The organism is Sphingomonas sp. SphC10 (assembly GCF_057004845.1).
The window spans coordinates 3,252,819-3,275,839 of sequence record NZ_CM168044.1 but is presented as its reverse complement, the minus strand read 5'-3'; the positions used below and the strand labels follow the sequence as shown (position 1 = coordinate 3,275,839).

Genomic DNA, 23,021 nt, shown 5'->3' with positions numbered 1-23,021 from the left:
GGGGGTAGGGAATGAGGCCGCTATAGAACGCCACCGATTGACGCCGCCCTTCGCCTCCGGCAGGGCGCGCCGTCTGTTTCGGGGTTTGTGTGGCCGGGATTACCCTTCGCGATACGGCATTGCGGGTCCATCGCTGGCTGGGGCTGGCGATTGGGTTGATCGCGATCGTCCTGGCGATCTCCGGCGCGATCCTGGCAGCCTCGCCGATGCTGGAGCGGATCGCCTACCCCGCCCGCTTCCGGATCAGCGGCGAACAGCGGCAGGCCGCATCCCTCTATAGCGACGCCGCGCATCGCCGCCTGCGCCCCGGCGAGCGGATCGCGGCGCTGTCGCTGGAGCGGGGTTCGTCGCCCGTCATCGTGACTCTGGACCGAAGCAGCGACCGGGCGCAGCGGCTGCTGTTTCTCGACCCGCCGACCGGACAGGTGCTGGCGAGCGGCTGGAAGGATGGCGGCGTCATCGGTGCCGCACGGCGGGTGCATGACGGGCTGTTCCTGTCGGGCCGGGGCCGATGGATCGTCGGTTTGGGCGGTATTGGGCTGGTGCTTGCCAGCCTGACCGGGCTTTGGGCGCAGGCGACCCGCGAGCGACCGCAGGCATCCGCCAAGCGCCCCCGCCACGAATCGCGGTGGACGATCATGCACCGGCGCGTCGGGCTATGGTCGGCGATCCCGGTATTGGCGCTGACCGCGACCGGGCTGGCGGTCGTCCCGGCACCGGGTATGACCTCCACCCCCGCCGCGCCGCCCGTGACCCGTGCGGCCCTACCCGTCGACCGTGTCGTTGCCAGCGCGAAGGGATGGACGCACGGCACGCTGCGCATGATCGACTGGCCGACCGAGCGTTCGCCCGACTGGATCCTGCATTTCGAGGGTGGCGAACCGAGCGTCGTCAAGGTCGCCGACGATAGCGCCAAGGCCCTGGCCGCGCCCGCTTATGCCGGGCCGGTCATGTTGTCCTGGGTCCGCCGATGGCATGGCGGACAGGGTATGCCATGGATCTGGTGGCCGCTCGCCGCGCTGACGGGGTTGCTCGCGGCCTGGGTCGCGGCGACCGGGCTGATCGCCTGGGGTCGCCGCCCGAGGGTCAGACGCGCTCGGCGTTGAGCAGATCGGCGGGGTCGAGGCCCAGCAGTTCGATATGGTCGCGGATGCGCGGCCACTGCACCGACAGGAAGCTCTGCCGCTCCGCGCTGCGCAACCGGTCGGCCGCGCCCGGCATCACGAACATGCCGACCCCGCGCCGCACCTCGACATAGCCGTCGTCCTGAAAGCTCTGATAGGCCTTGGCGACGGTCAGCGGGTTCGCACCCTGTTCGGCGGCCAGCGCCCGCACCGAGGGAAGCTGGTCCCCCGTGCGATAGGTGCCGTTGAGAATGCCCGCCGCGATCGTCCCGCGCAGGCGGATATAGACCGGGCTATCGTCACCGCTAAGAGCTGTCATGCCGAGTTAATACAGCATGCGCGATGCGATGTCGAGCCGCTATCGCGATAACGTTTGCAAGACCGCCGTGCGGGACGCTCGCTTCATCCGTTCCAGGTCGAGACGATCCGGCCCATGTCGGGACGCGGGCGTTCGTCGAGCGGACGGCCGGGCGTGCCGATGAAGACGAAGCCGACGATCCGCTCGGGCGCGGTGCCGAACGCATCGCGCACCGCATCGGAAAAAGCGGGCCAGCCGGTCAGCCAGCCCCCGGCATAGCCCATGGCATGGACGGCATGGAGCAGGTTCATGCACGCCGCCCCCGACGACAATTCCTGTTCCCACAGCGGAATATGGCTGTCGGTGCGGGGCGACGACAGGACGACGACCAGCTCGGGGGCCTGGTGCGCAAATTGCTCGAGCGCGGCGATCTCCGTCGCGCCCGCCTGCGGCCGTTCGGCGCGATAGGCGGTGGTGATGGCCTCGGCCAGCTTCGCGCGCGCTTGCCGAGGCACGATCACGAAGCGCCACGGGGCCAGCTTGCCATGATCGGGCGTGCGCGCCGCGATGCTCAGTATCTGCGCCAGTTCGTCCGGACGGGGGCCGGGGGCGATCAGGTCGCGCGGCTTGCCTGAACGGCGGGTCGTCAGCAGCGAAAGCGGGGTCGAGCGGTCGTTGAAAGCCATGTCGGTCATGGCTTCGATCCTTACGTCGTCGCGCATGATATTTACAGTCGCGGCTTTGGCGTTAGGTTACCGAACCATTACGCCCCCGCGTGCGCCCGCCGGTCGCACCGGGGGCGATCCCGATGGAGTGAACGCCAGTATGGCGAGTGCGTATGAGGCCGCCGCGCGCGGCAAGACGGTTTTGGGGCATCCCCGAGGCCTGTTCCTGTTGTTCTTCACCGAAATGTGGGAGCGTTTTTCCTATTACGGAATGCGCGCCATCCTGGTCTTCTACCTGACCAAGCATTTCCTGTTCACCGACGAACCGGCGTTCGGCATCTACGCCGCCTATACCTCGCTGGTCTATGTGACGCCGGTGATCGGCGGCTATCTGGCCGACCGCTATCTGGGGGCCAGACGCGCGGTGCTGGCGGGCGGGCTGTTCATCGCCTTCGGCCATATATTGATCGCGGTGATGGAGGGGCCGCAAGGTGCGACGGGGGCCTATCTGGAGGGCTTCTACCTCGCCCTCGCCTCAATCGTGATCGGTACCGGTTTCCTCAAGGCCAATATCTCGGTGCTGGTGGGGCAGCTCTATGCGCGCGACGACATGCGCCGCGACCCTGCCTTCTCGATCTTCTATATGGGCATCAATGCGGGCGGCGCATTGGGCCCGATCGTGTGCGGCGTGCTGGGCGAGACGGTAGGCTGGTCCTATGGCTTCGGCGCGGCGGGCGTGGGCATGCTGCTCGGCCTGATCGCCTTCATCACCCTGAAGCGCGAATTGCACGGCGCGGGCGAAGCGCCCTCGCTGCCCGTATTGCGGGCGCCGGTCGTGGCGGGTCTGTCGCGTGAATGGCTGATCTATCTGGGTTCGATCGTCGCCACGCTGGCGGTATGGCAGCTGATCCAGCATCAGGATGCGGTCGGCACGCTGCTGGTCTTCTTCGCGGCCGCCACGGTGCTCTTCATCCTGTGGCGCGCGGTGTTCCAACTGCCCAAGGTGGATCGCGACCGTATCTTCGCCGCGCTGTTCCTGATCGCGCTGTGCCCGCTCTTCTGGGCGTTGTTCGAGCAGGCCGGGTCGTCGTTGAACCTCTATACCGATCGCTCGGTCGACCGGACGCTGCTGGGCTGGACGATCCCTGCCTCGGCCTTCCAGTCGGTCAACTCGATCTTCATCATCCTGCTCGCCCCCCTGTTCGCCGCGCTGTGGACGATCCTGGGCAAGCGCGGATGGGAACCGAGCGCGCCGTTCAAATTCGGTATCGGCCTGGTCGGCGTGGGCGCGGGCTTCATGGTGCTGGTGGCGGGTGCGGCGGCCTATGCGGGGCCCCCGACGCCGGTGATCTTCGTCATCCTGGTCTATCTGATCCATACGATGGCCGAGCTGTGCTTCTCGCCCGTCGGTCTGGCGGCGATGACGCGGTTGTCGCTGCCCAGCATGACGGGCCTCATGATGGGCACCTGGTTCCTGGCGACGGCGGCGGGCAACTTCATCGCTGGCCTGATTGCCCAGGCGACCGGCGGTGAGGGCGCGGGGCCGGAAAAGGTGCTCGACGTCTATACGCGGATCGGCTGGTTCTCGATCGGGATCGGCGTGGTCGTGCTGGTCGTATCGCCCTTCATCGCCAAGCTGATGCACCTGGACCTGCTGAAGGCCGAAGCCGCGCTGGCCGGGGACAAGGAACTGGCCGAACCGGCGGCGGCGGGGATGGATACGCGGCTGGAGCAGAAGCCGCATTGATGGGCCGGGGCGGTTGGGTCGCGTGCCCGACCGCCCATCCCCACCTCCGTTCAGGCTGAGCGAAGTGGAAGCCGACGTCCAACCCTATCCGCGTGACTTTGCACGGATTGGATTCGATCTCGCGAAGACGCGAATGCGCGAAGATTTTTTGTTCGCGCGGAGGCGCGGAGGCGCAGAGAGGTTCGGATGCGCTTCGGCGCACTTGCGCAGTTCAGCGTTCCGCTTTGCCGCACCGTTGTTGTGTCAGGCCAGCCTAGCGGCTGGATACGCTCCCTCCGCGCCTCCGCGCGAAACACCCTGTCTCCGTTCGCACTGAGCGAAGTCGAAGTGCACGGGATACCACTCGCGGGAAATCCGTTGCGTGAGCTTCGACTTCGCTCAGCCTGAACGGGGATTGGGGATGCGCTTACAGCCGCGTCATCGCCATTGCGCGCTCGCCATAACGCGGCCCGGCCGTCCCACCGCGTGGGGAGGCCGCGTCCAGCTTCGCCAGTTCCTCCGCCGATAGCACCAGTTCCGCCGCCTTCATCGAATCCTCCAGCGTCGCGCGTCGCTTGGAGCCGGGGATCGGCACGATATCGTCGCCCTGCGCCAGCAGCCATGCCAGCGCCACCTGCGCCGCACTGGCGTCATGCGCGGCAGCGATCTGCTTCACCACCTCGACGACCTGAAGGTTGCGGTCGAAATTCTCCTCCGAATAACGGGGATCGACCAGGCGATAATCCCCTTCGGGCAGGTCCTCGCGCCGGGTGATCTGCCCGGTCAGGAACCCGCGCCCCAGCGGGCTGTACGGCACGAAGCCGATGCCCAGTTCACGCACGACGGGCAGGATGTCCGCTTCGACATCGCGCTCCCACAGTGAATATTCCGACTGGACCGCCGCGATCGGATGAACGGCGGCGGCGCGGCGGATCGTCTCGGCGCTCGCCTCCGACAAGCCCAGCCGGCGCACCTTGCCCTGCTCGACCAGGCGGCCCATCGCGCCGACCGTCTCCTCGATGGGGACATTGGGGTCGACGCGGTGCTGGTAGAACAGGTCGATCGTCTCGACACCCAACCGCTTGAGTGACCCCTCGCACGCCCGCTGGACATTGGCGGGGGTCGAGTCCACGCCGGTCATGCCGTTCTCGTCATAGCGAAAACCGAACTTGGTCGCGATCACCACCGCGTCGCGCTTGCCGCGAATGGCCCGGCCGACCAGTTCCTCATTGACCAGCGGGCCATAGATTTCGGCGGTGTCGAACAGGGTCACGCCCAGTTCGATCGCGCGGTGAATGGTCGCGATGCTCTCCGCCTCGTTCGCCTCGCCATACATGTTCCGGCCGACACCGGCCATCGGCATGCAGCCGAGGCCGAGCGCGGAAACCTCGAAATCGGGGCCGAGCGTGCGATACTTCATGAGACGTCCTCGTCGATGGTGCGGCTGCCCCGGGAAACGGTCGCGGTGGCGGCAAGGTCCATGCTGACATTGCCCAGTGTCCGGAAGATGTCGGGAATCGTCTCCACCGCGATCAACAGCCCCAACGGCGCGGCGGGCACCCCCAGCGCGACGCAGACCGGCGCGATCGAGGCGAAGAAGGTGATTTGCGACGGCAGGCTGGCCGAGCCGAGCGAACACAGGATCGCGACCACCACGGCGGCGGCGACCGAAGCCATGCCGGGCACGATTCCGAACCAGTCGGCGATATAGAGCGCCACCGCGACGTTCATCGCGGGCTGCGTCCCCCGGAACATCGCCACCGCCATCGGCAGGACGAGGCCTGCGGTCGCAGGCGCGATGCGTAGCGTCTTCGTCCCCTCGATCATCGCGGGCAGGCTGGCGAGCGAGCTCTGGGTCGAGATGGCGACCGCCTGGGCCGGGGCCAGCGCGCGGGCGAATCGCGACAGCGGCACCCGCGCCGCCAGCATCGCCACGCCGTACGCCATCAGCATCACGATGACGCCGATACTGGCGATGATCGTGATGTAATGCGCCAGCGCCCCGAACGCCCCGCCCCCCGCCGTCGCGCCCACGACGAAAGCCAGCGCGAAGACGCCCAGCGGCGCTAGCCACAACACCCATCCGATCAGGATCAGCATCGCGTCGCGGATCGCCGTGAAGAATTGCAGCAGCATCGCCCGCCCCTCACCCTCGATCCGGGTGATCGCAAAGGCGAAGGCCAGGGTGAACAGGATCAGCGACAACAGCGCATTGTTGGTGGCGGCGGCGAAGATGTTGGTCGGCACGATGCCGGTCACGAACTCGGCGATCGGCGGCGGCGGCGCGACCGGTTCGGCATGGCCCAGCGCCGCCTTCAGCGCGGCGGCCGCCTCGCGCGGGATGGGCAACAGGTGCAGCAGAGCAGGCGTGACCAGCGCCGCCATGGTCGCGGTCAGCGTGACCAGCACCAGAAAGGTCATGATCGCCCGCCCCGCGATCCGCCCCGCCTGTGCCGCCTGCGCGGTCGAGGCGACGCCGGTGATCAACAGCGTGACGACCAGCGGGATGACCGTCATCTGCAACCCGTTCAGCCACAAGGTCCCGACCGGCCGCGCGACGAACACCGCGCCCGCCGCCATCGAGGGGGCGAGCGTCGCCGCCCCGACGCCGATCAGCAGACCGGCGGCAAGGCAAAGAAGGATCAGGGTCGCGCGCGACATGGATGGTTCTCGCCTATTTGGAGCTTTGGCCAAGGTCGCGCTAAAGGATGCGCGCAACCCGATTGTTCCACATCCTCTTAATCCGGCAGGGACTTGGCCGCATGGCAAGAAAATATTTCGGCACTGATGGCATTCGCGGCGCGACCAATGGCGCGGTCATGACGGCCGAGATGGCGATGAAGGCCGGCATGGCCGCCGGTGCCTATTTCCAGCGCGGCGACCACCGCCACCGCGTCGTCATCGGCAAGGACACCCGCCTGTCGGGCTATATGCTTGAATCGGCGCTGGTCGCAGGCTTTACCAGCGTCGGCATGGACGTCGTCATGCTCGGGCCGCTGCCCACGCCCGCGGTCGCGATGCTGACCCATTCGATGCGCGCCGATATCGGCGTGATGATCTCGGCCAGCCATAACCCTTTCGCCGACAACGGCATCAAGCTGTTCGGCCCCGACGGTTACAAGCTGTCCGACGAGGCGGAGGAGTCGATCGAGGACCTGATCGAGCAGAATGTGCCGCTGGTCCCCTCGGGCAAGATCGGCCGCGCGCGCCGGGTCGACGACGCCGCCGGGCGCTATATCCACTTCGCCAAGTCCACCTTCCCGCAGGCGCTGCGCCTCGACGGCCTGCGCGTCGTGATCGACTGCGCCAATGGTGCCGCCTACAAGGTCGCGCCCGCCGCGCTGTGGGAACTGGGTGCGGATGTGGTCGCGATCGGCGTGACCCCCAACGGGACCAACATCAATGACGGCGTCGGCTCGACCGCGCCGCAGACCCTGGCCGAAACGGTGGTGGCGAGCGGGGCGGACATCGGCATCGCGCTGGACGGCGACGCCGACCGGCTGATCATCGTCGACGAGACCGGCGCGGTGGTCGATGGCGACCAGCTGATGGCGATGATCGCGACCAGCTATGCGCGCGAAGGGCGACTGGCGGGCGGCGGCCTGGTCGCCACGGTCATGTCGAATCTGGGTCTGGAGCGGCATCTGGCCGCACAGGGGCTGGGCCTGATCCGCACAAAGGTCGGAGACCGCCATGTGCTCGAAGCCATGCGGACGCGGGGTTATAATGTCGGCGGCGAGCAGTCGGGGCATATCATCCTGTCCGACTATGCCCGCACCGGCGACGGTCTGGTCGCCGCGCTCCAGGTGCTGGCCGAACTCAAGCGCGCGGGCGCGCCCGCCAGCGAGGTGCTGCACCGCTTCGACCCGCTGCCGCAGTTGCTCAAGAATGTCCGCTTCGCGGGCGGCAAGCCGCTGGAGCATGAAAAGGTCCAGGGCGTCATCGCCGCCGCCGAGGCCGAGCTGGCCGGGCGCGGCCGCCTGGTCATCCGCCCGTCGGGCACCGAGCCCGTCATCCGCGTGATGGCCGAGGGCGAGGACAAGCGTCAGGTCGAAACCCTTGTCGACCGCATCTGCGACGTGGTGCGCGAGGTGGCCGCCTGATGCTGGAGATGCGTCCCGATTGCGAGCGTTGCGGCGCAGACCTGCCCCCGAGCCAGGGCGGTGCGTTCATCTGCTCGCTCGAATCCACCTATTGCGCCGAATGCGCCGACGAGCTTGACGAGACCTGCCCCGATTGCGGCGGCGAACTGCTCGACCGACCGACCCGCATGGGCCGCGTGCTGAAGGCCAATCCCGCTTCGATGCAACCCCGCTTTCGCGGCTAACCTCGACCCCGCCTGCCCGCGGCTTTATGCGGGCAGCATCACATATAAGGAGTTTCCATGCCCCAGCTCGTCCTGATCCGCCACGGCCAGTCCGCCTGGAACCTGGAGAACCGCTTCACCGGATGGTGGGACGTCGACGTGACGGCGCAGGGTGCCGCCGAGGCGCGCGCGGCGGGCGCGATGATGGCCGAGAAGGGCCTGGACTTCGACCTGACCTTCACCAGCCTTCAGACCCGCGCGATCAAGACGCTGAACCTGGCGCTGGAAACCATGGGTCGCCTCTGGCTGCCGACCGAGAAGCATTGGCGGCTGAACGAGCGTCACTATGGCGGGCTGACCGGCCTCGACAAGGCGGAGACGGCCGCCAAGCATGGCGACGAGCAGGTGAAGATCTGGCGCCGCAGCTTCGACGTGCCCCCGCCCCCGGCCGAGGCGGGCGGCGAGTTCGATGTGTCGAACGATATCCGCTACAAGGGCATCGACGTGCCGCAGACCGAAAGCCTGAAGGACACGATCGCCCGCGTCCTGCCCTATTGGGAAGAGCGCATCGCGCCAGCGCTGCGCGATGGCAACCGGGTGCTGATCTCGGCCCATGGAAACTCGCTGCGCGCACTAGTCAAGCATCTGTCGAACATCCCGGACGACGAGATCACCGGCCTGGAAATCCCGACCGCCCAGCCGATCGTCTATGAACTGGCCGACGACCTGACCCCGACCGACCGCTATTATCTGTCCGAACGCTAAGCGATCGGGAGACAAGGGCTCCGGCCCCTTGTGCCTTATCTCTTCGCGTCATCGCGGCTTCGCGTGAACCGATTTTCGATTTCACGCGAAGCCGCGAAGGCGCGAAGATCCTGTTCGCGCAGAGGCGCGGAGGACGCAGAGATGGCCGGTTCCGCCGCAGCACTGTCTCCTTTCGACAAGGCGGCTTCGTCTCCCGGTCAAAACAGGGTCGCCAGCCCGGCAAATCCAGACCCCTCTGCGTCCTCCGCGCCTCTGCGCGAACCAAAAACTCCCATGAATATGCCCGAACGCATACGGAAACTTGCCCCCCTCGCCGCGTGCCGCTAGTCAGCCCGCTTCCCCGGCGACGGGGCCAAAGGGGCTAAGGCGGAACAGCGGATATGATTTCGGTCGGGATCATCATGGGGTCCACGTCGGACTGGGAAACCATGCGGCACGCCGCCGAGACTCTGGAGGCGCTGGGCGTCGACCATGAGACCCGCGTCGTCTCCGCGCACCGCACGCCGCAGCGCCTGTACGATTACGCCACCGGCGCCGCCGATCGCGGGATCAAGGTCATCATCGCGGGCGCGGGCGGTGCCGCGCATCTGCCCGGCATGGCCGCGTCGATGACGCACCTGCCGGTGCTGGGCGTGCCGGTCGAGTCCAAGGCGCTGAAGGGCATGGATAGCCTGCTCTCGATCGTCCAGATGCCCGGCGGCATCCCCGTCGGCACGCTGGCCATCGGCAAGGCGGGCGCGATCAATGCGGGCCTGCTCGCCGCCTCGATCCTGTCGCTGTCCGACGAGGGCCTTGCCGAGCGCCTGAAGGCGTGGCGCCAGCGCCAGACCGACAGCGTCGCCAACGATCCGCAAGGGTAAGCCAATGTTGAAGCCGGGTTCGACGATCGGGATTCTGGGCGGCGGCCAGCTGGGCCGGATGCTGGCGGTGGCCGCCGCACAGCTCGGCTATCGCACCCATGTGCTGGCCCCCGATGAGGAAAGCGTCGCGGCGCAGACCGCGTCCTCGCTGACCCGCGCCGATTATCATAACAAGGTGGTGCTGGCCGATTTCGTCGCCGCCTGCGACGTCGTGACCTACGAATTCGAGAATGTCGACGTGACGCCGGTCGAATGGCTGGCCGAGCGGCTGCCCGTCCACCCCGCTCCGGCCGCGCTCCGCGTCGCGCAGGACCGGATCGCCGAAAAGAGCTTCGTCGAGAAGGTCGGCGGGCGTCCCGCCCCCTGGGCCGAAGTGAACTGCGCCGCCGACTTGACTGCCGCGCTGGAGCGGATCGGCTGCCCCGCCATCCTGAAGACCACGCGCTTCGGCTATGACGGCAAGGGCCAGGTGCTGATCCGCGACATCGCCGAGGCACCTGCCGCGTTCGAGGCGATCGGCGGCCCCGCCGTGCTGGAGGGGTTCATCCACTTCAGCCACGAATTCTCGATCCTGATCGCACGTGGGCTGGACGGCAGGACGGTCCGCTACGACCCGCCGCACAATGTCCACCGCGACGCGATCCTGCGCACCTCGACCTTGCCCGCGCCGTCCGAGATCGCGGCGCAGGCCGAGGAGGCGACTGCGCTCGCCATCCGCATCGCCGAGGAACTGGGCTATGTCGGCGTGCTGGCCTGCGAGTTCTTCGCGACCGAGAACGGCCCCGTCTTCAACGAGATGGCCCCGCGCGTCCACAATTCGGGCCATTGGACGATCGAGGGCGCCGAAACCTCGCAGTTCGAGAATCACATCCGCGCGATATGCGGCCTGCCGCTGGGTGATACGTCGCTGACCGGCGCGCATGTGCAGATGGAAAACCTGATCGGCGACGATGCGTGGGAGTCCGCGCTGACCGAGAAGGGCACGCATCTGCACCTTTACGGCAAGGGCGAATCACGGCCCGGTCGCAAAATGGGGCATATCACGCGGGTGCTGCGCTAGGTTGTGATCACATTGCATCGAACCAACACATGCCCCTCCCCTGAAGGGGAGGCGTGAATTCATCGCTTGCCATCTTGCTGTGAGCCCGGTCGCTAGGGTCGTTTTTTGACATCGAAGGTCACGGGCACCAGCACCTGGGCCTGATAGACTTCATCGCCCTTCATCACCGGGCGGATGCGGAATTTCCGGTAGAGTCCCAGCGCCGCCGGACCGAAACCGCTTCCTCTTGGCCGTTCGGCGGCGATCGAACAGCTTTTGGGTTGGCCGGGCGTCGGGACGAAGCAGAGCAGGATCGCCACCCCGCTGACCCCGCCGTTTCTCGCCCTTTCGGGAAAGGCCTCGTCGATCAGGTCCTGGGGCGGTTTTTCGATCCACTCGGCCAACGCGAAGCGGAGCCTCCCCTCGCCCGGTCCATCGCCATCACCGCGTCCCTTGCCGGTCCCCTGCCCCTCGCCGCCGGTGCCGCGTCCACTGGCGATACCGACGCCCCGGCCATCCGACGCCGCCGTCCCGGCGCGCAGCGGCAGGTCGGTGCTGAACTCCGCAGCGGGAGCGGGCCGATCGACCCGATCGAACCGCGCCGGGGCGGCAGCGGCCGGTGCCGCCTGCTCGGCCATCGGCGCCCTTGTCGGACGCGGTGATCCGCCCCCGGCGGTGGGGCGAAGGACCGCGCTCTCCCGCTTGACCGGTTGGGCGGAGACCGGCGGCGGCGTGATGGGAACGGGCGGCGGGTCCGGCGGACGCGGCAGGTCGAACAGGATCAGCGCGGGGCGTTCGGTCGGACTCGTCGAGGGCCGTGGCGCCCCCCAGAGCAACAGCGCCAAGAACGCGACATGAACCATTGCCGTGGCGATGACGGCCGTCCGCCGCCGCCCGCCATCCGGCCCGATCGAAGCCCTGACCTGCATCGCGATATTCTCCCACTCAGGAGGATCACCGCGATGCTGATTTCGGTCAAGCCTTGGCCCATTCCTCCCCGACACGGCGGAGCACGTCGAGCGGTACGCGGCCATGGCGCAGCACGGCGGTATGAAACGCCTTCAGGTCGAAACGGTCGCCCTTTTGCTTCTTGGCGGAATCGCGAATGTCGACGAACACCGAATGGCCGAGCTTATAGCTCGCCGCCTGACCGGGATTGACGCAGTAACGCTCGACCTCGCGGGTGGCGAAGCCCTCCGCCTCACCTTCCGCCTCGACGAAATGGCGGATCGCCTGTTCGCGGGTCCAGCGCAGATGGTGCAACCCGGTATCGACGACGCAGCGATTGGCGCGGAACAGCAGGAACTTCAAATAGCCCAGCTGCCCCAGCGGATCGTCGTCATACATGCCGATCTCGTCGGCCAGCTGCTCGGCATAGAGGGCCCAGCCCTCGCCATAGCCCGAAAAGCCGTTGATCTTGCGGATCAGCGGCAGGCGCGTGTTCGACAGCGCAAGGCCGCTTTCCATCTGATGGCCCGGCAGCCCTTCGTGATAGACGGTCGTCGCCAAGCAGAATTTCGGCCAGTCGGCGCTGTCCTTCAGGTTGAAATAGACGAGGCCGGGGCGCGAGCCGTCGATCGCGGGAGCCTGCGCAAAGGCCGCCGCCGCGCCCGCCTCGGTCTGCGGCGGCACGCGGCGTACCTCGAAGCCGTAAGGCGGGATGCGCTCGAACACCTGGGGCAGGCGGGTGCGGATCGCATCCAGCCGCGCGTTGCAATAGGCGATGGCCGCGCGCTTGCCCTCATCGGTATTGGGATAGAGCTGGTCGGCATTCTTGTAGAGCGCGGCCATGCGCTGCCCGACACTGCCCTTGGTATAACCCTGTTTCCGGAGCAGCGCATCGAGCCGCGCCGACAGCATCGCCGCCTGGTCGCGGCCGAAGCGGTGCACCTCGTCGGGCGAGAAGCTGGTCGTCGTATTGGCCTTCAGCGCCACCGGATAATAGGCCGCGCCTTCACGCAGTTTCCAGACGCCCGCGTCATGCGTGGCCTTCGCCCGGAGTGCCTTGGCATAGGCGATCTGGCGGTCGAGCGCGGGCAGTATTTCGGCGTCGTAGATCGTCCCGGCCTGTGCGGCGTAACGATCGCCCAGCCCCTTTTCGGCCGTGCGGCGCGCGAGCGACTGGACGACCAGCGCCTGGTCGGCGGGCTGGCGCGTCTTGCCCATCTGTTCGAGCGCGAGGTCCAGGATGAAGTCGGGCGGCACCACGCCTTGCCCCGCGTCATGGCGCATCCGGTCGGTTTGCGCGTCGATCTGCCGGGCAAAGGCGCGCATCCGCATCAGATAGGCGTCGGCATCGCCCGCGCTGGCGATCTTGTGCTTGGTATCGAGGAAATCGGGGACCGACTGGTATGCGCCCGACAGCTGCGACACGACATAGGGGCTGGGGCCATAGGAGCTGCCGCCGAAATCGAACGCCTGCACGGCCTGGGCCGAACGGCGGGTATAGAGGATTGATTCCAGGTCGATCCGCTCCTCGGCCGACAGGGCGGCGGGATCGATCGCCTGCAACCGGGTCAGATCGGCCTGGGTCGCGGCCTTCGCCGCCGCGATTCCGGCGGGCGACTGGTCGGAAAGTCGGCTGCGCAGATCGGCATTCGCGCCGGTGTCGAGGCCGAGATTGGTCGCAGCTTCGGGGCTGCGGCGGAGCTGTTCCTGGACCAGCGTGTCGAACAGGGCGGTGAGTTTGGTCGAGGGGGTATCTTGCGCAACGATGGCCTCGCTTTGCGCAGCGACGGCCATGGCGGCGGTTCCGCCTAGGAAATGGCGACGGTCGATCATGCTGGTCCCTCGTGTGTCTTTGAGGACAGCGTAACGGGATTTGGCGGGAATTGAACCGGTCATGTCGCGACGGTTTTCGCGTGGGCTTCGACTTCGCTCAGCCTGAACGGCTGTTGGGGTATGGGTCTGGATACCAAATTCCGTTCAGCCTGAGCGAAGTCGAAGGCCACGCCCCACCCCAATGAAAAAGGGCGGCCCGTCCACCGACGCGCCGCCCTTCCCCAATTCAGCCCGCGGAAATTATCCCGCGCGCGTGCCGGACAGCGGGAAGCTGCCGAACGCGCCCGCACCGACCGAGCCGGTCAGCGTGTCGCCATCGGCGGTCGCTTCGCAGTCCAGCGTCATCGGCATCGGCGAGGAGATCGACATCTTCCACGTGATCGTATTGCCCGACACGTCGCCCTCGATCTCCATCGCGCCCATCTGGCCGCCGCCGGAACCGGTGAAGCGATCGCCCTCGGTCGTGACCGTCAGCGTCATTTCCTGGTCACCCAGCGGCGACTTGACGATGCAATCCCAGGTTCCGTCGATATCCGCCATTCTCACTCTCCCTTATTGTGCCGCCGGGGCGGTCGCGACGATCGCCGACGGTTCGACCACCTCGACGGGCAGGCCGAGCGTATCGAGCTGCGGCTTGACCGTCTTGGCATCGCCGACCACCACCCAGACGAAGCTCTTGGGGTTCAACGCCGTCTGGATCGACTTGTTCAGCGCCGGCAGGGTCATCGCCTGATAACGCTGGGTGATCGTCGCATAGTAATTGTCCGGGCGACGGTACAGGTCGTTGGCCTGCATCGCCGACAGGACCGCCCCCGAGGTTTCGAAATTGCCCGACAGCGAACGGATCGCGCCGGTGATCGCGCGGTCATATTCGACCTGGTCCATCGGCTTGGTGGTCAGGAACTCGGCCACGTCGGTGCGCAGCGCGTCGATCGACGGGCCGGTCTTGTCCGCCTGCACCGGTGCCGACATGATATAGGGCGCCGCGAATTCCGACGTCTGGAACCCGCCCCGCACGCCATAGGACCAGTGCTTGTTCTCGCGGATATCGGTGTTGATGCGGCTGAGGAAGCTGCCGCCCAACGCGTCGTTCGCCGTGTTCTGGAGCAGCAGGTCGTCCACCCCCTTCAGCGCGGTCGGCGCGCCCGCCATGATCATCGACTGCGGGCTGTCGGGCCGGTTCACCAGCACGATCTTCGGCGCGGAGGGCTGGCCGGCGGTGAAGCTCTTCACGCCCGCCGTACCGGTGCCCTTCCAATCGCCGAACACCCGGTCGAGCGCGGCCTTCACCTCGGCCAGCGGACGGTCCGAGGTGACGAAGATCTTCGCCTTGTCGGGACGCAGCCACGCCTGCTGGAACGCGATCAGCTGCTCGCGGGTCATCGCCGCGACCGCCGCCGGATCGCCCGCCCCTTGCGCCTTGGCATAGGGGCTGGTCGGACCATAGACGAGCGGCGGCAGGACGCGGCCCGCCAGCCCCTGCGGGCTGGTCAGCTCCTGCTTGATGCCCGCCAGCGTCTGCGCCTTTACCCGCGCCAGTTCGGGATCGGGGAAGGCCGGGTTGCGCAGGATATCGGCATAAAGGTCGAGCGCGGGGGCCAGGTTGATGCTCGGCACGTCCAGGCCGACGACGGTGCGGTCGTTCGTCGCGCTCGACCCGATCGAGGCGCCCAGCCGTTCCTGCTCCTCGGCGATGGCGATGGTGTTGCGATGGGTCGTGCCCTCGTCGAGCATCGCCTGCACCATCCGCTGCGTGCCCAGCTTGCCGGGCACGTCGGCGGCGATACCGGCATCGAACGAGGTCGCGATCTGCGTGACCGGCACGGCGGTGCGCTGGGCGTAGATCAGCTCGATGCCGTTGGCCAAGCGGCTGCGCTGGACGGCGGGAAAGCTCAGCGGCTTGACCTGTCCCACATCGGGCAGCGGCCCGCGCGTGCCCTTGGGCGCCTGTTCCGGGGCGGCGGGCACATCGGCGCGCGGCGGCACCTTGGCTTCCTCATAGGCGTCCCGCGCGCCCGGCACGACGGTCAGCGTATAGGCCGGGCGCGACAGCCACTTGTTGGCCGCCGCCTTGACGGTCGCGGGCGTCTGCGCCGCGATCCCCTCGAGCTGCTTCTTATATTTGCCGGGATCGTTCGAGTAGAGCGTGCCCTCGGCCAGCGCGACCGCCTTGCCGCCGAAGCCGCCGACCGACTCCAGCCCCTGGACGCGGCCCGATACGAAACGGGTCACGGCGCGCTGCACCTCGTCGGCGGTCGGGCCGTTCTTCAGGAAATCGGCGAGGATCTCATCCATCCGCTTGTTGACCAGCGCCGGATCGACGCCGGGACGGACGATCGCCATCATGTTGAACATGCCGACCTGCGAGAAGGGACGGTCGCCCGCCGACACCTGCACCGCCAGCTTTTCCTGCTTGACCAGGATATTGTCGAGCCGCGACGAGGCCAGCCCGCCCAGGATCGAGCCGGCCACGACCAGCGAGGCGGTTTCGGGATCGTTCAGCCCCGGCACCGCCCAGTTGCGGCTGATCATGACGGCGGCGACGCGGTCCTTCATCTCCTCGTTGACGGGCGCGGGCAGCGTCGGGATGGTGACGGTCGGCAGCACGCTCTTCGGACCCGGCTGGATCGCACCGAAATATTTCTCGACCAACGGCTTGGCGGTGGCGACATCGATGTCGCCCGCCAGCACCAGCACGGCATTGTTCGGGCCGTAATGGCTGCGGAACCAGTCCTTCACCGTCTCCAACGAGGCCTGGTCGAGATCGGCCATCGAGCCGATGGTCGAATGGGCATAAGGGTGCCCCTCGGGGAACAGGCCGGACAGGATCTTGTACTGGGTCAGGCCGTAAGGCTGGTTGTCGCCTTGGCGCTTCTCGTTCTGGACGACACCGCGCTGCTCGTCGAGCACCCCTTGCGTCACCGCGCCGAGCAGATAGCCCATGCGGTCCGATTCCAGGAACAGCGCCCGGTCGAGCGCGGCGGTCGGCACCGTCTCGAAATAATTGGTCCGGTCGAAATAGGTGGTGCCGTTATAATCGGTGGCGCCCACCGACTTGAGCGGTGCGAAGAAATCGCCCGGCGCATTTTCCGAGCCGTTGAACATCAGATGCTCGAACAGATGCGCAAAACCCGTCTTGCCCTTGGGCTCATGCTTCGACCCGACGTCATACCACACGCTGACCGCCACGACGGGCGCCTTGCGGTCGGTATGGACGACGACGCGCAGGCCGTTCTTCAGCGTGAAGGTCTGATAGGGGATGTCGACCGCCTTCACGAGCGCCGAGACGGGCGCGGGCTTGGCGGCGGCCACGGTCTTCGGCGCGGCCTGGGCCAGAACGGCCTGCCCCGGCACGACGAACGCAAGGGCGGCGGCGCCGGTCAGCGCCACGGACTTGATACGCATCTTTTTGAGTCTCCCCACTCAGGTGTATGGCCCGAGCATAGCGCCCGCGCGGCGGACCGCAATCCGGCGTGACGCATGGATTTCAGCAGGAAAGCCTTTCGACCCTTTCGTTATCGAAACGGCCATCCCATGTTGCGGACAGGAAATTCCGCCCACCCCTTGTGTTGCCAAAATGCAACACCATCTGACCTGGAAAGCGACAGGAAGACCAGATGAACCTCGAAAAATTCACCGACCGCGCGAAAGGCTTTCTGCAAGCCGCGCAGACCGTGGCGATCCGCAACAGCCATCAGCGTATCGCCCCCGAACACCTGCTCAAGGCGCTGATCGAGGACGATCAGGGCATGGCGTCCGGCCTGATCCAGGCGGCGGGCGGCGATGCCAAGCGCGTCGAGCGCGAGACCGATGCGGCGCTCAGCCGTATTCCGGCCGTCTCCGGCTCGGGTGCACAGAGCTCGCCCGGCCTCGACAATGACCTGGTCCGCGTGCTCGACCAGGCCGAACAGGTTGCGCAGAAGGCGGGCGACAGCTTCGTCACCGTCGAGCGGTTGCTGCTGGCGCTGGCGCTCGCCTCCACCACGGCGGCGGGCAAGGCGCTGGCGGCGGGCGGGGTGAACCCGCAAGCCCTGAACGGCGCGATCGAACAACTTCGCCAGGGCCGCACCGCCGACACGGCGGGCGCGGAGGACCGCTATGATGCGCTCAAGAAGTTCGCCCGCGACCTCACGCAAGTGGCGCGCGACGGCAAGCTCGATCCCGTGATCGGCCGCGACGAGGAAATCCGCCGCACGATTCAGATTCTCGCGCGCCGGACCAAGAACAACCCCGCGCTGATCGGCGAGCCCGGCGTCGGCAAGACCGCGATCGCCGAAGGCCTCGCCCTGCGTATCGCCAATGGCGACGTGCCCGACACGCTGAAGGACCGCAAGCTGATGGCGCTCGACATGGGCGCACTGATCGCGGGCGCCAAATATCGCGGCGAGTTCGAGGAGCGGCTGAAGGGCGTGCTCGACGAGGTGAAGGCCGCCGAAGGCGACATCATCCTGTTCATCGACGAGATGCACACGCTGATCGGGGCTGGGAAAGGCGACGGGGCGATGGACGCCTCCAACCTCTTGAAGCCCGCTCTCGCTCGCGGTGAGCTTCACTGCGTCGGCGCAACCACACTCGATGAATATCGCAAATATGTCGAGAAGGACCCCGCACTCCAGCGGCGGTTCCAGCCGGTCTTCGTCGGCGAGCCCACGGTCGAGGACACCATCTCGATCCTGCGCGGACTGAAGGAGAAATACGAACTCCATCACGGCGTGCGCATCACCGACGGCGCGCTGGTGGCGGCGGCGACCTTGTCCAACCGCTACATTACCGACCGCTTCCTGCCCGACAAGGCGATCGACCTGATGGACGAGGCCGCCAGCCGCATCCGCATGGAGGTGGAGTCCAAGCCCGAGGAGATCGAGACGCTCGACCGCCGCATCCTGCGCCTGAAGATCGAGCGCGAGGGACTGCGCCGGGAAAGCGACGCCGCCAGCATCGACCGGCTCGGTCATCTGGAGGAGGAACTGGCGAACCTTGAGGAACAGTCGCACACGCTGACCCAGCGCTGGCAGGCCGAGAAGGACAAGATCGCGGGCGAGGCCAAGCTGAAGGAACAGCTCGACCAGGCGCGCATCGAACTCGACCAGGCGCAGCGCAGCGGCGACCTCGCGAAAGCGGGTGAGCTTTCTTATGGCCGTATCCCCCAGCTGGAGAAGCAGCTGGCCGAGGCGCAGTCCGCGACCGAAGGCGCGATGCTGCGCGAGGAAGTCACCGCCGACGATATCGCGGGCGTGGTCAGCCGCTGGACAGGCGTGCCGGTCGACCGGATGATGCAGGGCGAGCGCGAGAAGCTGCTCCGCATGGAGGAGGTCATCGGCAAGCGCGTCATCGGACAGGAGGATGCGGTCCGCGCCGTTTCCACCGCCGTCCGCCGCGCGCGTGCCGGGCTACAGGACCCGAACCGGCCGCTGGGCTCGTTCCTGTTCCTCGGTCCGACGGGCGTGGGCAAGACCGAACTGACCAAGGCGCTCGCCGAATTCCTGTTCGACGACCCTTCCGCCATGGTGCGCATCGACATGAGCGAGTTCATGGAGAAGCACAGCGTCGCCCGGCTGATCGGCGCTCCTCCCGGCTATGTCGGCTATGAGGAAGGCGGCGTCCTGACCGAGGCGGTGCGCAGGCGGCCCTATCAGGTCGTGCTGTTCGACGAGGTGGAGAAGGCGCATGGCGACGTGTTCAACGTGCTGCTCCAGGTGCTGGACGATGGCCGCCTGACCGATGGCCAGGGGCGGACGGTCGACTTCTCGAACACGCTGATCATCCTGACCTCGAACCTGGGCAGCCAGTATCTGGCGGCGGTCGAGGACGGACAAAGCGTCGAGAGCGTCGAGCCGCAGGTGATGGAGATCGTGCGCGGCCATTTCCGTCCCGAATTCCTCAACCGGCTGGACGAGATCATCCTGTTCCACCGGCTGGGCCAGAGCCATATGGGCCCGATCGTCGACATCCAGGTCGGCCGCGTCGCCAAGCTGCTGGCGGATCGCAAGATCGGCCTACACCTGACCGACGCTGCGCGCGAATGGCTGGGCCGGGTGGGCTACGACCCCGTCTATGGCGCACGCCCCCTGCGCCGCGCGGTCCAGCGCCACCTCCAGGACCCGCTGGCCGAGGAAATCCTGCGCGGCAACGTCAAGGACGGCGCGACCGTGACGGTCGACGAGGGCGACGGTAAGCTGGCACTGTCGGTCGCCTGAGCCCGTACGAGGCCGGGAAACCGTCCCGGCCTCGCCCCCTCAGACGGGAACCGGCCCGCGCCTCACGCATAACGGCGACAGGGCGCGGCTCGGATCACGGCCAAAGAAGAAGGGGCGGCTCCCATAGGAACCGCCCCCGAGTAAGGCTCGCCGAAGCGAACCCTGGGGTTAGAAGTTGAACTTGGCGCCAGCGCGGAACTGGCGGCCGAAGATGCCGTCGCCGCCCTGCACCGCATTGTACAGATACGCGCCGTAGGTGACCGGATCGACCGGGGGCAGGCGGTTGAAGACGTTCAGGACGTTCACATAGAATGTGAACTTGTCGTTGACCTTGAACGACGCGTTCGCGTCCGCAGTGATGTAGCTCTTCACGCGGCAGCCGAAATAGGCCGGCGCCTGGCCGCAATCCTTGTACGCGTCGCCCTGGTCCATGGCCGACAGGTCATAGCCCGAGGTGTAGTTGACCGTCCCCGTCAGCGCGAAGTCGCCGAAGTCGAAGGTGTTGACCCAGTTGCCCTTCCACTCGAACGTGCCCGAACCGGCCGTCAGGTTAAAGTTGCCCAGCGTGTCGACATAGGTCTGGCGCTTGCCGTCCACCGTCGTGCTCAGCTCCAGGATCAAGCTGGCGTTCAGGTTGGTGTTCCAGCGGAACGAACCGAAGTCGTAAAAGCCGTTCATGCCGAAATCGATGCCTTCGGACTTGATCGTCTGGGCATTGATGAGCTGCGAACGGACGAAGGCGATCTTCGGCGTGGCGTTCGGGTTGTTCACGTCGACCGCATCGGGGATGACCGTGAAGCCGCCGGGGATCGCGGTGCCCGCATAATAGGCGGCGATCGCAGGCGACAGGTCGGGCGTGGTGATCGCCCCGGTCTTGCGGATGTTATAGTAATCCACGGTCAGCGACAGGCCGCGCACCGGATCGACCTTGATACCGGCGGTGAAGCTGCGCGACTTTTCAGGCGCCAGATCCTGCGATGCCAGCGTCGTCTGGCCGATCGAGTAGTTGGAGATATAGCCCGAGCAGTTGGTCGGCGTCTTCTGCGAACAGATCTGACCCGCGCCCGGGTTGATGCTGTACTGGCTCAGGAAGGCGTCGGGGATGCTGCTCAGCGACTGGGTCACATAACCCGTGGTGGGCAGCGCGTTCGCCTCGCCGAAGGACGGGATACGGAAGCCGCGCGAATAGGTGCCGCGCAGCGTCACCTGGCGGATCGGCTTGAAGATCGCACCGAACTTCGGCGAGAAGGCGCTCTGACCGCTCGAATAATGGTCGTAGCGACCCGAGGCGTTCAGCGTCAGCTGATCGACGACCGGCGCGTTGACCTCGTAGAAAGCCGACGAGACGGTACGGTTGCCCTTGGTGCCGAACGCATTCAGGCGGAAATAGCGCTGGGTCGGCCCGTTTTCGTCCGAATTGGCGCTGGGCGCGTCGATCGCTTCGTAGAAGATCGAGCCGCCGACCGCGACGCGCAGGTCGCCGCCCGGCAGGGTCATGATCGCCTTGCCCAGCGTGAACTGCGCCTGGAGCAGGTCCGAGCTGTCGTTGGTGATGTTGGTCGGCGTCAGATAGTTCAGCGTCGCCTGGCTGTTCTGGCCCGGGTTGACGAAGTTGTAGCTGCCGTCCTTGATCACATCGAGCAGGTGCTGGATGTAGACATAGCCGTTCTGGTCGAGGCGCAGATCGGTGTGCATCGCGGTCGCATCGAAGCGATAGTCGACGTCGTTCAGGATCGTGCCGTTGATCCCGAAGGCGGCGCGGTAGACGCGGCTGCGGGTGTTGGTCGATTCGAAGCTGTTCGGCAGCTGGCCGACCAGACGCGCGACCTGCCCTGCGGCGGCGAACGGATTGTTCGGGTTCAGCGTCCCGTTGGTGATGTTGCACGCGCCGACCGTCGTACGCGGGCACACATAGACCGGCAGCGCCAGGATCGCCGAGTTGGGATCGATCGCCGAGGTCGGGTTCTGTGACGTCGAATATTGCGGGAACAGGATACCGGCGGGGGCATTGGCGCGGATCACCGTCGGGGTGCCCGTATAGCTGGTCGTCGCCTGCTGGAAATTGACCTGAAGATAGGCTTCGGACGTGTCACCGATCTTGGCGGTGAAGCGCGCCGAACCGCCGACACGCTCGATGTCCGGGGTGATGTTGCCGTACAGGCGCTGGGTGTCGACCTGACAGACCGTGCCCGGTGCGGTGGCGTTGGCGGGCAGCGCCAGTTCGGCTGCAGTGGGGTTGTACGGATTACCGGTGAGGCAGCCCGCCGCCGGGTTCAGCAGCTGATAGCGGCCGAGCGCGGTGGTGTTGGTCGCATCCGCCGGGCGGACATAGAAGTTCGGCGTGTTGATCGCGAAGCCGTTTGTGAACTGGTTGTTCGCGTCCAGGCCGTTGGCGATGTTGTTCGGACCGCAAACCAGCGAGCCGGTGCGGTTGGAGCAGATGCCGCGCTCGTCGCTGGTGTTGTAGGGCGCGGGCAGCTGGCTCGCACGGACGCCTTCTGAGCGATAATAGAAGCCGCTGACATAGGCGTTATAGCCCTGCTCATCCAGGTCGCCGGTGCCTGCGGTCAGCGAGACGCGCTGGTTGGCGTTGTAGCCGCGCTGCGAGATACCCGCCTCGGCGCGTCCCATCACGCCCTTCACCGAACGCTTGGTGATGATGTTGACCACACCCGCGATCGCGTCCGCGCCATAGCTCGATGAGGCGCCGTCGCGCAGCACTTCGACGCGGTCGACGATGTCATCTGGAATGGTGTTCAGATCGACGAAGTTGCGCGTGCCGTCGTCCGACAGCGGGTAATAGGCGGCGCGCAGGCCGTCGAACAGCACCAGCGTCGAATTGGTCGACAGGCCGCGCAGCGACACCGACGAGGCACCGCTCGCAAAGGCGCCATTGGCGGTGAACGAGTTGGTCAGCGCCGGGCCGTTGTTCGAAGCCAGCGCCTGGATGCCCGCCTGCACCGTGTTGATGCCGCGCACGTCGAGATTCTCGGCGGTGATCGTCGATACCGGCGACACGCCAGTATCGGCACCGCGAATGATCGAGCCGGTAACGACGATATCGCCGCCGGTGCCCGCATCCGCCTGTTCGGCGCCCTGCGCCACTTGGGCATTGGCTTCGGCATTCTGATTGGCGGCCGGCACGCTCTGCGCAAACGCGGGCGCGCCCAACAGCATCGACAGCGGCGCAACGGTAGCCAACAGGCCCAGCTTGCGCGGCCCCATCCACGAATAGGTCATGGTCTATACCCCTTTTCCCG

General features: G+C 66.7%; 17 protein-coding genes. 8 read left to right on the top strand and 9 right to left on the bottom strand.

The window, feature by feature from the left end:
* Positions 1 to 89 precede the first annotated feature (89 nt).
* Positions 90 to 1,106 (top strand): PepSY-associated TM helix domain-containing protein, encoded by a 1,017-nt coding sequence (locus tag ACWKSV_RS15030; protein WP_083706533.1) that lies wholly within the window; start codon positions 90 to 92, stop codon positions 1,104 to 1,106.
* Here ACWKSV_RS15030 and ACWKSV_RS15025 read toward each other — a convergent pair.
* Together ACWKSV_RS15025 and ACWKSV_RS15020 are read right to left on the bottom strand one after the other, a co-directional pair.
* Complete coding sequence (locus ACWKSV_RS15025) at positions 1,087 to 1,443, bottom strand: GntR family transcriptional regulator (RefSeq protein WP_042487130.1); 357 nt, start codon at positions 1,441 to 1,443, stop codon at positions 1,087 to 1,089. The two genes, ACWKSV_RS15030 and ACWKSV_RS15025, sit on opposite strands and share 20 nt — an antisense overlap.
* 83 nt (positions 1,444 to 1,526) lie before the next feature.
* Positions 1,527 to 2,117, bottom strand: a complete 591-nt coding sequence (locus ACWKSV_RS15020) for a nitroreductase family protein (protein WP_191864741.1) — start codon at positions 2,115 to 2,117, stop codon at positions 1,527 to 1,529.
* A 130-nt stretch (positions 2,118 to 2,247) separates the two neighbouring features.
* On the opposite strand from ACWKSV_RS15020, the gene ACWKSV_RS15015 reads away from it, so the two are divergent.
* The gene (locus tag ACWKSV_RS15015; RefSeq protein WP_076714695.1) at positions 2,248 to 3,834 is read left to right on the top strand and encodes a peptide MFS transporter; all 1,587 of its coding nucleotides are present in this window, start codon (positions 2,248 to 2,250) and stop codon (positions 3,832 to 3,834) included.
* A 406-nt stretch (positions 3,835 to 4,240) separates the two neighbouring features.
* Here the strand turns inward: ACWKSV_RS15015 and ACWKSV_RS15010 are convergent, their stop codons facing one another.
* Together ACWKSV_RS15010 and ACWKSV_RS15005 are read right to left on the bottom strand one after the other, a co-directional pair.
* The gene (locus tag ACWKSV_RS15010; RefSeq protein WP_076714693.1) at positions 4,241 to 5,233 is read right to left on the bottom strand and encodes an aldo/keto reductase; all 993 of its coding nucleotides are present in this window, start codon (positions 5,231 to 5,233) and stop codon (positions 4,241 to 4,243) included.
* Complete coding sequence (locus ACWKSV_RS15005) at positions 5,230 to 6,474, bottom strand: dicarboxylate/amino acid:cation symporter (protein ID WP_076714691.1); 1,245 nt, start codon at positions 6,472 to 6,474, stop codon at positions 5,230 to 5,232. The genes ACWKSV_RS15010 and ACWKSV_RS15005 overlap by 4 nt, the downstream gene beginning before the upstream one ends.
* Before the next feature lie 101 nt (positions 6,475 to 6,575).
* On the opposite strand from ACWKSV_RS15005, the gene glmM reads away from it, so the two are divergent.
* From glmM to ACWKSV_RS14980, 5 genes are all read left to right on the top strand, one after another.
* A complete protein-coding gene (gene glmM, locus ACWKSV_RS15000; protein ID WP_076714689.1) occupies positions 6,576 to 7,916 on the top strand; it encodes a phosphoglucosamine mutase in 1,341 nt (446 codons plus the stop codon).
* Positions 7,916 to 8,140, top strand: a complete 225-nt coding sequence (locus tag ACWKSV_RS14995) for a DUF1272 domain-containing protein (protein ID WP_076714687.1) — start codon at positions 7,916 to 7,918, stop codon at positions 8,138 to 8,140. Before glmM ends, ACWKSV_RS14995 begins: the two co-directional genes overlap by 1 nt.
* 57 nt (positions 8,141 to 8,197) lie before the next feature.
* A complete protein-coding gene (gpmA, locus tag ACWKSV_RS14990; protein ID WP_056432082.1) occupies positions 8,198 to 8,884 on the top strand; it encodes a 2,3-diphosphoglycerate-dependent phosphoglycerate mutase in 687 nt (228 codons plus the stop codon).
* A 401-nt stretch (positions 8,885 to 9,285) separates the two neighbouring features.
* Complete coding sequence (purE, locus tag ACWKSV_RS14985; RefSeq protein ID WP_236696923.1) at positions 9,286 to 9,744, top strand: 5-(carboxyamino)imidazole ribonucleotide mutase; 459 nt, start codon at positions 9,286 to 9,288, stop codon at positions 9,742 to 9,744.
* Positions 9,745 to 9,748: 4 nt separating this feature from the next.
* Positions 9,749 to 10,804 carry a 5-(carboxyamino)imidazole ribonucleotide synthase gene (locus tag ACWKSV_RS14980; RefSeq protein ID WP_056432097.1) on the top strand — a complete coding sequence of 352 codons (1,056 nt, stop codon included), beginning with the start codon at positions 9,749 to 9,751 and terminating at the stop codon, positions 10,802 to 10,804.
* Between the two features lie 92 nt (positions 10,805 to 10,896).
* On the opposite strand, the gene ACWKSV_RS14975 is transcribed toward ACWKSV_RS14980, so the two are convergent.
* From ACWKSV_RS14975 to ACWKSV_RS14960, 4 genes are all read right to left on the bottom strand, one after another.
* Positions 10,897 to 11,712, bottom strand: coding sequence for an energy transducer TonB (locus ACWKSV_RS14975; protein WP_076714685.1), 816 nt, complete (start codon positions 11,710 to 11,712; stop codon positions 10,897 to 10,899).
* A 46-nt stretch (positions 11,713 to 11,758) separates the two neighbouring features.
* Complete coding sequence (locus tag ACWKSV_RS14970) at positions 11,759 to 13,564, bottom strand: DUF885 domain-containing protein (protein ID WP_076714683.1); 1,806 nt, start codon at positions 13,562 to 13,564, stop codon at positions 11,759 to 11,761.
* A 240-nt stretch (positions 13,565 to 13,804) separates the two neighbouring features.
* Positions 13,805 to 14,104 (bottom strand): hypothetical protein, encoded by a 300-nt coding sequence (locus tag ACWKSV_RS14965; RefSeq protein WP_076714681.1) that lies wholly within the window; start codon positions 14,102 to 14,104, stop codon positions 13,805 to 13,807.
* A 12-nt stretch (positions 14,105 to 14,116) separates the two neighbouring features.
* Positions 14,117 to 16,969, bottom strand: a complete 2,853-nt coding sequence (locus ACWKSV_RS14960; RefSeq protein WP_191864742.1) for an insulinase family protein — start codon at positions 16,967 to 16,969, stop codon at positions 14,117 to 14,119.
* Positions 16,970 to 17,181: 212 nt separating this feature from the next.
* On the opposite strand from ACWKSV_RS14960, the gene clpB reads away from it, so the two are divergent.
* Complete coding sequence (clpB, locus tag ACWKSV_RS14955; RefSeq protein WP_076714679.1) at positions 17,182 to 19,761, top strand: ATP-dependent chaperone ClpB; 2,580 nt, start codon at positions 17,182 to 17,184, stop codon at positions 19,759 to 19,761.
* A gap of 168 nt (positions 19,762 to 19,929) precedes the next feature.
* Here clpB and ACWKSV_RS14950 read toward each other — a convergent pair whose 3' ends face one another.
* A complete protein-coding gene (locus ACWKSV_RS14950; RefSeq protein WP_076714677.1) occupies positions 19,930 to 23,001 on the bottom strand; it encodes a TonB-dependent receptor domain-containing protein in 3,072 nt (1,023 codons plus the stop codon).
* Between the last annotated feature and the right edge of the window lie 20 nt (positions 23,002 to 23,021).

Excerpts from the sequence above, each read along its gene's own strand:
- ACWKSV_RS15025 (WP_042487130.1), bottom strand. The coding sequence starts at position 1,443 with ATGACAGCTCTTAGCGGTGACGATAGCCCGGTCTATATCCGCCTGCGC.
- ACWKSV_RS15020 (WP_191864741.1), bottom strand. The coding sequence starts at position 2,117 with ATGACCGACATGGCTTTCAACGACCGCTCGACCCCGCTTTCGCTGCTG.
- ACWKSV_RS15015 (WP_076714695.1), top strand. The coding sequence starts at position 2,248 with ATGGCGAGTGCGTATGAGGCCGCCGCGCGCGGCAAGACGGTTTTGGGG.
- ACWKSV_RS15010 (WP_076714693.1), bottom strand. The coding sequence starts at position 5,233 with ATGAAGTATCGCACGCTCGGCCCCGATTTCGAGGTTTCCGCGCTCGGC.
- ACWKSV_RS15005 (WP_076714691.1), bottom strand. The coding sequence starts at position 6,474 with ATGTCGCGCGCGACCCTGATCCTTCTTTGCCTTGCCGCCGGTCTGCTG.
- glmM (WP_076714689.1), top strand. The coding sequence starts at position 6,576 with ATGGCAAGAAAATATTTCGGCACTGATGGCATTCGCGGCGCGACCAAT.
- ACWKSV_RS14995 (WP_076714687.1), top strand. The coding sequence starts at position 7,916 with ATGCTGGAGATGCGTCCCGATTGCGAGCGTTGCGGCGCAGACCTGCCC.
- gpmA (WP_056432082.1), top strand. The coding sequence starts at position 8,198 with ATGCCCCAGCTCGTCCTGATCCGCCACGGCCAGTCCGCCTGGAACCTG.
- purE (WP_236696923.1), top strand. The coding sequence starts at position 9,286 with ATGGGGTCCACGTCGGACTGGGAAACCATGCGGCACGCCGCCGAGACT.
- ACWKSV_RS14980 (WP_056432097.1), top strand. The coding sequence starts at position 9,749 with ATGTTGAAGCCGGGTTCGACGATCGGGATTCTGGGCGGCGGCCAGCTG.
- ACWKSV_RS14975 (WP_076714685.1), bottom strand. The coding sequence starts at position 11,712 with ATGCAGGTCAGGGCTTCGATCGGGCCGGATGGCGGGCGGCGGCGGACG.
- ACWKSV_RS14970 (WP_076714683.1), bottom strand. The coding sequence starts at position 13,564 with ATGATCGACCGTCGCCATTTCCTAGGCGGAACCGCCGCCATGGCCGTC.
- ACWKSV_RS14965 (WP_076714681.1), bottom strand. The coding sequence starts at position 14,104 with ATGGCGGATATCGACGGAACCTGGGATTGCATCGTCAAGTCGCCGCTG.
- ACWKSV_RS14960 (WP_191864742.1), bottom strand. The coding sequence starts at position 16,969 with ATGCGTATCAAGTCCGTGGCGCTGACCGGCGCCGCCGCCCTTGCGTTC.
- clpB (WP_076714679.1), top strand. The coding sequence starts at position 17,182 with ATGAACCTCGAAAAATTCACCGACCGCGCGAAAGGCTTTCTGCAAGCC.
- ACWKSV_RS14950 (WP_076714677.1), bottom strand. The coding sequence starts at position 23,001 with ATGACCTATTCGTGGATGGGGCCGCGCAAGCTGGGCCTGTTGGCTACC.